Raw genomic sequence first — 10,214 nt, 5'->3', positions numbered from 1 at the left:
AGTAAAAGTGGGTGTCTTTTTATATTTCATTTTATATTACTAAAAAGAATATTTTTTAATTATGAAGCATTACACAACACCTTGTTTTAACATTGCATCTGCAACTCTTTCAAACCCCGCTATATTCGCACCAAGTACAAGGTCGTATTCGTTAGAATACTGTTTAGCTGTCGATGAAATAGTATCAAAAATTGACTTCATAACTTGCTGAAGCTTCTCATCAACTTGTTTCGGCCGCCATTTTTGCATACTTGCATTTTGAGCCATCTCAAATTGGCTCGTGGCAACACCGCCCGCATTTGCTGCTTTGCTTGGTCCTAAAAAGACATTGTGCTTTTTAAATACTTTAAGCGCATCGACTGTGGTTGGCATGTTTGCGCCCTCACACACGATCAAACAGTTATTTTCTACAAGTGTTAAAGCATCTTTTTCGGTAATTTCATTTTGTGTTGCACACGGAAGTGCAATGTCGGCTTCATATTGCCATACTTGATGACCTTCACTAGGGTATTGATTAACAGGCGTAAATTCAGCATCTTTATGCTTGTTCAAATAATCCCTAAGCTCAGCTCCTTTTTCTTTCTTTAAATGCTTAACTAATTTCACGTCAAGCCCATCCTTGCAATACAGTGTACCTTTTGAATCGCTACAACTTAGTATTATTGCATCATATTCATCGAGTTTTTCCATCAGATATAGCGCAACATTACCAGCTCCAGACACTAAACACCTCTTCCCCCTTAAGGACTCACCTTTAGCATCTAGCATTGCACTCAAGAAATAAACGATACCATAGCCAGTTGCTTCTGTTCTTAAAGCTGAACCACCCATAATTTCTGATTTTCCGGTAAGTACACCTTGAAATTGATTAGTGATGCGTTTGTATTGACCAAATAAGTAACCTATTTCTTTAGTGCCAACACCAATATCGCCGGCAGGAACATCTGTATTTGCACCAATGTGACGATAAAGCTCTGTCATGTATGACTGGCAAAAACGCATAATTTCATTATCACTTTTACCTTTTGCATCAAAGTCAGCACCACCTTTGGCTCCTCCTAAAGGTAAATCTGTCAGTGAATTCTTTAAAACTTGCTCAAAGCCTAAAAATTTAACCACACTTTGATTAACACTCGGATGGAAACGCAAGCCACCTTTATATGGACCTAGGGTCGAGCTAAATTCAATTCTAAAACCACGGTTAACGTGGACTTTGCCATTGTCATCAAGCCAAGGTACCCTAAAAACTACCTGTCTTTCAGGCTCAACTAATCGCTCTAATATAGCATGTTCTCGATATTCACTATTAGCTTCAACTACCTGACTAATTGATGTCAACACTTCTTCAACAGCTTGATAAAACTCTTGTTCGTTTGGGTTAGACTCTTTTACAGTTTGCAGTACCTCTTCTATATATTGCATATCAAAATCCTATTTTAAGCTGTTGAAAATAATCGGTCTCTTAAAATTAAACTTAAAAAAACATAATATCGATCACTTATTTTAGCGAATACTAAACACGGATGGTTGCCTATCATCATACTGCCAATAAAAACGTAGAGGCTCATTTTGAGAGTCATAAAACCACACTTCAGCCACCAGCTGTATCGCATTGTTTGCAAGCATCACACTAGATAACAATTTGCTTTGTTTTAATGGAGCACGCAGTAAGCACTGGCTGTAATCTGCTCTATTATCATCACCTTTTAGACAAATATTTACATACGCTCTGCTATCACCCATGTTTAAATCAACATCTACGCTTAGTTCCATTTTGCTACTTAAATCAAATTCCGGTTCAATCATTAAGTCCGCCATTGTCTCTGTTTCTTCACTTATATCTGTTCCAGTTGTTTCAGTAGCTGTACTTGTGGTGGGTGTCTGTATAGCACTTTCAGTCTTAATTGATGAGTTGCTTTCGCCACCACCACATGCTGACAACATTAGGCTAAAAGTTATTAAAGTATAATATTTCATGATTATTCTCCTCGTAAAATAACATTTGCCAGCTTTGCACTATTAAACCAAAGTGTGCTTTCACGCCCAGATGACTCTGCAAATATTTTGAATTCGCTGTAAGCTAATGTTATATCAACTTTCTCTTTTGGATGTGCCCACTCAGCTCCAACCTCAATAGCCCAAGGTAAACCGGTAGGTGATTGAAAGTAATATCCAAATAGGTTATTTGATGCATCATCACTTTCAGGGTAATTAAAAAAGCTTTGGTCAAACTTTTCTGTCGGTGCTTGATTTTTTAAATGAACTTCCCAACTTCTTGGGTCTTTTCCACTTAAAAATTGCCCATGGCTGAAACCAGCTGCTCCAAATATAAAAGGATCTAAAGTGTATTTCGGTGCATTTACTGAAGAAACACCGGTATTTAAAGAAACGCTCAAAGTAAAACCAACTTTACTACTGGTATAGCAACCATTCTCAGTACGAAAGAAACTGCACCCGCTTTGGCTGCTTACATACGACCAAGTATCTGGCATTATAATGAGAATGGCATCATCAACACCTTCTTCTAACACGGTGTGTGTCTGCACTTCATTATTAATAATTAAACTAATCTCGCTCTCATTTACTTGGTTTCGTAATATTCGCTTTAAACTTCCACCTGAGGACTGAGCTAATCTAACAGCAAAACCGTTATGGTAACTTGCGCCTATTCCTACTAATTCTCCTTCAATCTTATAACCAAGCGCTTGGCCATCTTTCTCTATTAACTTTGTACGATAATTAACAACTAAATCATTAAAATCATAATCACCGGCAAATGGCCATTGATCTTCATAAGCAAGGGTTACCCAGCCATTTTCACTTGGGTATACCAAGCTACCATATGTTGTTACTGGATAATCTTCTACCTCGCCACCTGTTACCCCACCACTGGCTGTAATTGGGCTCAACTCACTGCCATCGGTCACACGAAAACGAGCCCATGTAGCCCCCATTACAGCATCACTAGGTACATCGACTAGTACACTGTTATCACCTTGATTTAAGCGATATTTACTCACTGTAATTTCATCAGAGTCAAACTGGAAGTTTTGATCCCAATCAAACCAAGCATATAAATAACCATTATCATTAGGGGCTGTTACTATTACCTGACTAGTAGAGCCAGCAACGAAATCAGTTACAAACTTAACGCCATCATCAGAGCTATCGACCGGAGATGCCTGTAAATCGGCTTCTATGTTGATATTTTCACCATCAACATATGCGCCTAGATAAACCAAATTTGATTGGTCTTCATTAGGGTCAAACAAATGACGGGCACCGCTATCAGCAAGTACTGTTTTATATGACATGGGTGCATCGCCAAAGTCTATTGAATTATCAGTTACTTTTACTTCTGCGATAGCGCAGCGTGCACCATCATTTTGGTTTGAAGTAGGCCCCAAAGTAAATACTGAAGCGGTCGGTGTATAACCATCTACAGGGCTTTTACCTAAATCTACTTTATGGATTTTACCACTGCGGTTATTACTAAAATAAAACTGGCCTTGTACATCAAAATAACTGGCACCATTTGCACCGGTATCGCCGGCTATGTCGAGGTTTGCGACAAAAGTGGGTGTCTTATTATCTAAATCTATCTCATATAAGTCGCCATTTGACTCAACCGCATATAAAAGATTGCTATGAGGATGAAACGCAAAATCATAAATAGCTAAACCCCAATTAGCTGAGTCCGCTACTAATTCTGCTTGATACGCATCAGATGGTTCTGTTAAATCTATTCCAAACAAGCCAAATTTTGGGTGATATAGATAATAAATAGCCTGATTAGTTTCACTATTTACCTGAATATCACCAACATAAAAGTTGGTGTCTGGTAGTCCATTTACATTTAACCGCTCTAATATGTATTCGTCACCAATTCGCACAACACTTTTCGGGGATTGTTTACTAAAGCCATACATATATTGGTCTTTATAATTAAAGCCAACCGCATTGACACTTTCGTTGTTAGCTTCTAAAGTAAAATTGAGTGTTGCAGCTAGCACTGTAGATTTAGCAGATACTAGGTCAACGCCAAACATTTGCGCGGGTTTTCCCTGAATCAAAAATGCTTTACTTGGGCACTGCTGAAATGGTGCTGCACTTACGAAGCCCGTTGCAAGTGCGAATAGTAGATAAGCGGGTATGTTACTTTTCATAATGACACTCTCCTGTGGATGTGTAATTATTTAAAGCAGCAACTATTCCAAAAAATAAATAGCTTTATAACAATACCTTATGAACGAGCAATCCAAATTACTTGCAAGATGCGAGAAGGATAATTGCAAAATGCAACTCTTTTTGGTCACATAAGCGAATCATCCCCACTTAAAAGAATGGCATGCTAAACTAATGCGGAATAAATTTATAATAAACCGCACTATGAAACTTAAAACCTCTTACCTTCTGTTTTGTATCTTATACCTCAGCAGTGCTTTTGCATCAACGCTGCAAAGCAACATTGATGAAGCCATTACAATCAGCGACTATCAAAAACGTTATGAGTATTTAATAAGTATTGATAAGCACCTTATCGAAACTGCCAGCCTTGCAGAGCAAATAAGCTTTAATGTTAGATTGATACACGTTTATATACACTTAGGAAAGTTTCAACAAGCGCAAACTATTTTTGATGAGCTTGAATCCATGCCCCAATACAAAAACGACTCCCCTATTTATAGCGAGTTGTATCTAGCTAAAGCGCGATTGGCATACAGACAAAATGACTTAGAGACCGCTATTCAACTGTCTCAACAAAATGTTGCCCTTTTTCAGCGTTTGCAATTTACTGATTATGAGATTGATGCCGTGGCGAGCCTTGTTAGTGCTTATCATAATTCTGGAAAGTACCAAGCAGCCTTAACCCTTTTAGAGACGTACATTCACAACGATAAACGCGAATTAACATTAAAACAAAAAGAGATACTATACCAAGGTTACTCTCGTAACCTTGAACAGTTAGATCGTTTGACCCTTGCTCTCGAATATAAATTAAAACGTCGAGAAGTAATTCAGAAAATGTCGCCGTCTATTTCACTGCAAGCTGGTATAAGTTATTCGATTGCGCAAAGTTATTTAGATTTAGAACAATTCGAAAAAGCAAAAGGCGAATTTAACACAGCCTTATATTTTGATAAGCAAACTGGAGCTCTTTCTGATATCGGACATAGTCTTGTTAAGCTATCACAATGTGAATATGGGCTAAAAAACTACACTTCAGCACTGGATTACGCTAAACAAGCACAACAAGTGTTTGCGAGTTATAACAGCACTCGAAATTCTGCCTGGGCAAACCATAATATTGCTATAAATCACTGAGCTCAAACATGACGATCACTTATATATAGATGTGTTACTCACATTAGCAAAACTATATATTGGCTCTTCTGAACTTAAACAAGCTAAACATTATGCAGAGCAAGCCTACCAATTAAGTAAAACCAAGAATAAACAACAAAAACAAATCATTGCCCTTGAGCATCTGACAACAGTGGCAGAAAAACAAACAGATTATCAACAGGCATTTTTATATCAAAAAACGATTACTGAGCTTGAAAAAGGTTTTGCCCGTAACAACTACAATCAACGTTTAGCTGAGCTGCAGAACTCCATTGCTATGCGCGACCGCGACTTGGCTATTCAAGATTTAAAGCTCCAAGATAATGAAAAAAGCCAAGCTATTGCCTCTCAGCGCCAAACTATCCTATATAGTATTTTAATATTTAGCTTGCTTTTAGCTGTAATGGGCATCGCATTATTAAGAGTGAGACAGAGAAAACAACTCATTGAACAGCGTCGAAATTATCTAGATAAACAAATTAGTCAACGTAGTAAGTTATTATCACAAGTTGCTCACGAGCTAAGTGGTCCACTAACGGGTTTACGCTTACACCTTGAAACCCTTCAAGCAGGCCTAACTCAATTTAATGAGCTCACTTACGAAAAGCTCAACCAAAAAATCACCGACATGGCTACTTTAGTCAGTGATTTAAATAAAATATCACTACTTGAACAAAATAGCTTTCAGCTCAACCTAACAAAAATTAATGCTGCAGAGTATTTCCAAAGCTTACACGCAGATATGATTATTCAACTTGATAAGTTTGAAGTTGGGTTCACACAAAATATAACGGATGAATTAACACTAGAATGTGATGCAACAAGGCTTTCACAATTATTTGCAAACTTAATCAGTAATTCGATTAAGTACACGCAGCAGCCTGGGAAAATTAATTTTACGATTAGCCAAAACCAAACACGGTTATTAATCTGCTATGAAGATTCAGCCCCTGGCGTCAGCGACGAGAGTTTAGCAAAGATTTTTGACCATCTTTATAGAGTGCCAGACTTAAAAACAGTGAAACAATCAGGTTCAGGAATTGGGCTTGCGATTGTAAAACAAATTGTCGAAGCCCATAACTGGCGTATTATGGCAGCTCATAGCGAACTGGGTGGTGTTCGCTATGACTTAACTATTCCTATTTAGTTATTTGTTTGGCCATTCGAATGCGCCAACATCACCAGGAAATACAACCGGTGATTCAATACCATCTTTGTTCACAGCAGCAACACCAAAATAGTAGTTATCTATCACGACATTTTTCAGTGTTGCTTCTGTTACTTTGCCAACATCACGGCTAAATTGCCATTGTGGTTCGCTAGTATAACGCCAATAGATTTTATAACTAACCACCGTTGGATCATCACTTTCATCCCACGCTAAGGTTGTACTTGGCTTTACAGCACCTGAAATACTAACGCCCGTTGGCGGTGCTGGAGCCCACGCTATTGAAGCCATAGTCACCGCATTTAGTGAAGTTAATTTCGCTGCATAGGCAAAATCAACATGGTCAATGGTGTCACCATAGGTAATACCATTTTCAGTACGTAAGTCTTGATGCTGTTGGTTGTAGTTTTCGTTGGTTTCCATAATACGCACAGCCGCAAAGCCAACATCGTTAAATGGACGATGATGCCCTCCTCGACCAAAACGATCGAGTCGATATATCAACATGGTATCCAGGTTCTCAATGTAGCGGTCTGCGATTGTATCTATGTAACGCGCAAGGTTACGACTTGCAGAGTCAACTTCACCCCCCGTAAAACGGCGTTTATGGGCTTGCTCTTTTGTTTCTATAACGCGAGTACCTTCAGAGAAGATACGTGCAGTTGTGTTATCTGTTACCCCATTAATGCCCGTTGAGTTACCAATCATGTCGTTGTTTAAAACACCATGAACACGCCAATTATGATCTTGAGCGTATTTAGCTAAAATTTTGCCGCCAAACAAGCCTTGCTCTTCACCAGATAAAGCTGCATAAACAATTGAGCCATTAAATTTATACTTTGATAAAACTCGCGCCGATTCCAGCACGCCAGCCACACCAGATGCATTATCGTTAGCCCCTGGCGCATCTGAGGTATAGTCCATTACATCAGAGGCTCTCGAATCAATATCACCCGACATCATAACCATGCGATTAGCATCAACTTGACCGCGCTGAATAGCCACAATATTGACAACTTCAACCGGGTTTGGAATACGCTTTTCACCGGAAATAGTGTCTTTTACTTCAATGATTTCTAGGCAGTTACCACAAGCTTTAGAAATCGCCTCAAACTCAGACTTGATCCAACGTCTTGCAGCACCAATACCACGCGTATCTGATTTCGTCTCAGAGAGAGTATGGCGAGTGCCAAAGTCAACCAGCGTTTGAATATCTTGCTCTATACGTGTTTTAGAAACGGCACTTGCAATTTCATGCAAAGCTTGTTGTTCTTTATATTGAGGTGTTGTGGCATGAGCCGCCGCTACCAATAACAGTGATGAGCTAAAAAAAGCACTATTTGTTATTATTTTACGCTTAAACATAGTTTCACTCCTTCAATGAATCATTCAAGGCTAACTAATATTTCATTTCGTGCAATAGTTATGAGTTAGAAAACAAATTATTAGGTTGAAACCATATACCTGCTGTAGTTTATGATACGCTAACCTGTGTTTTTAGCGCCGGGTAACTTTATTCCATCATTATAAAAAACCATACGATTCCCCCCTTCATTCTTTGCTTTGTACATGGCTTTATCGGCACACTGAATTAAATATTCAGCATCACCATAATGTTCAGGAAACAGCACGGCACCAATACTGGGTGAGTAGGTAAGCTCCGCATCATTGTAAACTAAAGGCTGACATATCTCCGCTATTAGCTCATCAACGATTTTAATAACATCACTTTTGTGTTTAATGCTATTGAGAATAACTACAAACTCATCGCCGCCTAAGCGCCCTACACTGTCTTCCTTTCTCAAAACATGACGAATGCGCATTGCAATCGTTTTTAATAGTTTGTCGCCAGCGCCATGGCCATGAACATCATTAACTTGCTTAAAACCATCTATATCGATAAAAAGTACTGCAATCACTGTTGAAATAGTATTTGCAATTGATAATGACTCTTCAAGTTGGGTAGTTAAATAACTACGATTAGGAAGATCGGTGAGGGGGTCGTGTCCCGCCATATATATCAGTTTTTGTTCGAGATTTTTTTGCTCTGTTATGTCATAAGCGATAGCCACTCTGACTTGTTTTTCTTTTGACCAATAGACAGACCACAATACATGAACCACTCTGCCATCTTTTCTTACCCAACGATTTTCAAATCGTGGATGCTGATCATTGACCACAATTTGGTTTATGGCATTAATAGTTTTGGCCCTGTCCTCTGGGTAAACAAAGTCCAGCATATTCCTATCTATAGCTTCTTCTGGTGTGTATCCGAAGATTGTTTCAAAGGCAGGATTAGTAAACAATAACGTACCTTTGGCATCAACTACGCATACAGCATCGAGTAATAGATCAATAATATCTGACAAATAATCCGAGGTATCTCTGTTCATACGCAACTTTTAGGCTTGGTCTACACTGATTATAGACGAAACCAAGCAAGTTACTGAAAGTTTAGCTCTTAGTTGGATATAACTTTTTGCAAAGCCAAGCTGAAATAGCACTGAATACTGCGATACCCGCAAAGTCAGCAATTAAATCGATAAAATCTAATGTTCTCGATTCGACAAAATACTGGCTTAGCTCTTCTAAAATCACAAACGTACTAACAATCAACACAGCTAAATAGATAGGTCGTCCCCCTACAGCCATTGTCTTAAATTTAAAGGCAAGGTTGATGAATAACGTGAGTAGACCAAATAAGCAAAAATGCCCCAACTTATCACCGTAAGGAATGACTGCAACGAGATCAAAAAATACCGACTTTTGTCCGGTATTGGCAAGGTAAATAACCCAACCTATAAAACCAAAAAAGCCAATGGCAATTAACACAAGAATACGTTGAAACATCCTTTATGGCGCCATATGAGAGGTTAAAAATAAAAATTGATAGGCAATTACTTTATTCCAATAGTGCCAGTCATGAATGCCTGGGCGTTCTATATAATCATGGCGAATACGCAGGTCTAACATAGCTTGATGTAGTGCTCTGTTTTGCTCTATAAAAAAATCATCTACACCAATATCAAGCATAATCGCTAAATTATCAGCCCCCTTTTTCCATGCCGTATTGCCTGCAGCAATTTTATGAAGGTTATTAATAATGGCTATGCTATCCCATTTTTCTTTGTTTTCAGCGTAACTGCCGAGTACTTTTGCAAGGTCAAACTCTGCACTAAACGGCCTAACATCGACTCCCGCAGACATCCCTGATACTGCAGCAAACCGTGCTTGGTTATTGATAGCAATATGCAACGCGCCAAACCCTCCCATCGATAAGCCTGTGATTGCACGCCCACTTTTAGACCGATTGGTCGAATAGGTTGAGTCTATATAATTGACTAAATCTTCAGCGATGTAAGTCTCGTATTGCGAACTTTTGTCGATATCTGAATCTAGATACCAAGAGCCATAGTTACCATCAGGATTAACAATGATAACATCATATTGATCTGCTAGTTTTTCTATATCTGTAAGCTTTGTCCAATCACTATGATTGCCACTGTAGCCATGTAAGACATATATAACATTGTATTTTTTTGATTCTTGATAGCCATCCGGTATCGTCACCGTCACAGGTTTTTCTATGGCTGTTTTTTTACCTTTAAACGTATAGGTGTCGGTTTGATAAGCATAAAGCGGTAAGCTGAAAATGATCGATAACGTACAGAGAAACTTTTTCATCATAATTCCTTTTTCT

9 protein-coding genes are annotated in these 10,214 nt (G+C 38.6%); 2 read left to right on the top strand and 7 right to left on the bottom strand.

The features are described from left to right. Positions 1-69: 69 nt before the first annotated feature. The 3 genes from gdhA to L1D46_RS18060 form a co-directional block, all read right to left on the bottom strand. Positions 70-1,422: an NADP-specific glutamate dehydrogenase gene (gene gdhA, locus L1D46_RS18070; protein ID WP_239977991.1), complete on the bottom strand. Its 1,353-nt coding sequence runs from the start codon at positions 1,420-1,422 to the stop codon at positions 70-72. An 81-nt stretch (positions 1,423-1,503) separates the two neighbouring features. Continuing rightward, entirely contained in the window at positions 1,504-1,977 is a 474-nt protein-coding gene (locus L1D46_RS18065) for a hypothetical protein (protein WP_130051576.1), read from the bottom strand. Positions 1,978-1,979: 2 nt separating this feature from the next. Then, positions 1,980-4,166, bottom strand: coding sequence for an LruC domain-containing protein (locus L1D46_RS18060; RefSeq protein WP_239977990.1), 2,187 nt, complete (start codon positions 4,164-4,166; stop codon positions 1,980-1,982). Between the two features lie 223 nt (positions 4,167-4,389). Between L1D46_RS18060 and L1D46_RS18055 the strand changes: the two genes are divergently transcribed. Together L1D46_RS18055 and L1D46_RS18050 are read left to right on the top strand one after the other, a co-directional pair. Next, positions 4,390-5,325: a hypothetical protein gene (locus L1D46_RS18055; RefSeq protein WP_239977989.1), complete on the top strand. Its 936-nt coding sequence runs from the start codon at positions 4,390-4,392 to the stop codon at positions 5,323-5,325. A gap of 31 nt (positions 5,326-5,356) precedes the next feature. Next, positions 5,357-6,493 (top strand): ATP-binding protein, encoded by a 1,137-nt coding sequence (locus tag L1D46_RS18050; RefSeq protein ID WP_239977988.1) that lies wholly within the window; start codon positions 5,357-5,359, stop codon positions 6,491-6,493. Here L1D46_RS18050 and L1D46_RS18045 read toward each other — a convergent pair whose 3' ends face one another. The 4 genes from L1D46_RS18045 to L1D46_RS18030 form a co-directional block, all read right to left on the bottom strand. Continuing rightward, the gene (locus L1D46_RS18045) at positions 6,494-7,879 is read right to left on the bottom strand and encodes a M28 family metallopeptidase (protein ID WP_130051579.1); all 1,386 of its coding nucleotides are present in this window, start codon (positions 7,877-7,879) and stop codon (positions 6,494-6,496) included. Positions 7,880-7,998: 119 nt separating this feature from the next. Beyond that, positions 7,999-8,907: a diguanylate cyclase gene (locus L1D46_RS18040; protein ID WP_130051580.1), complete on the bottom strand. Its 909-nt coding sequence runs from the start codon at positions 8,905-8,907 to the stop codon at positions 7,999-8,001. A 61-nt stretch (positions 8,908-8,968) separates the two neighbouring features. After that, positions 8,969-9,364 (bottom strand): VanZ family protein, encoded by a 396-nt coding sequence (locus L1D46_RS18035; RefSeq protein WP_130051581.1) that lies wholly within the window; start codon positions 9,362-9,364, stop codon positions 8,969-8,971. Between the two features lie 3 nt (positions 9,365-9,367). Beyond that, a partial coding sequence (locus tag L1D46_RS18030) for an alpha/beta hydrolase family protein (RefSeq protein ID WP_345779681.1) occupies positions 9,368-10,214 on the bottom strand: 847 nt, incomplete at its 5' end.

Origin of the sequence: Pseudoalteromonas sp. Isolate3, from assembly GCF_022398505.1 — a bacterium.
Classification (GTDB): Bacteria; Pseudomonadota; Gammaproteobacteria; order Enterobacterales; family Alteromonadaceae; genus Pseudoalteromonas; species Pseudoalteromonas apostichopi.
This window is presented reverse-complemented; position numbering and strand designations above follow the sequence as displayed.

Excerpts from the sequence above, each read along its gene's own strand:
- gdhA (WP_239977991.1), bottom strand. The coding sequence starts at position 1,422 with ATGCAATATATAGAAGAGGTACTGCAAACTGTAAAAGAGTCTAACCCA.
- L1D46_RS18065 (WP_130051576.1), bottom strand. The coding sequence starts at position 1,977 with ATGAAATATTATACTTTAATAACTTTTAGCCTAATGTTGTCAGCATGT.
- L1D46_RS18060 (WP_239977990.1), bottom strand. The coding sequence starts at position 4,166 with ATGAAAAGTAACATACCCGCTTATCTACTATTCGCACTTGCAACGGGC.
- L1D46_RS18055 (WP_239977989.1), top strand. The coding sequence starts at position 4,390 with ATGAAACTTAAAACCTCTTACCTTCTGTTTTGTATCTTATACCTCAGC.
- L1D46_RS18045 (WP_130051579.1), bottom strand. The coding sequence starts at position 7,879 with ATGTTTAAGCGTAAAATAATAACAAATAGTGCTTTTTTTAGCTCATCA.
- L1D46_RS18040 (WP_130051580.1), bottom strand. The coding sequence starts at position 8,907 with ATGAACAGAGATACCTCGGATTATTTGTCAGATATTATTGATCTATTA.
- L1D46_RS18035 (WP_130051581.1), bottom strand. The coding sequence starts at position 9,364 with ATGTTTCAACGTATTCTTGTGTTAATTGCCATTGGCTTTTTTGGTTTT.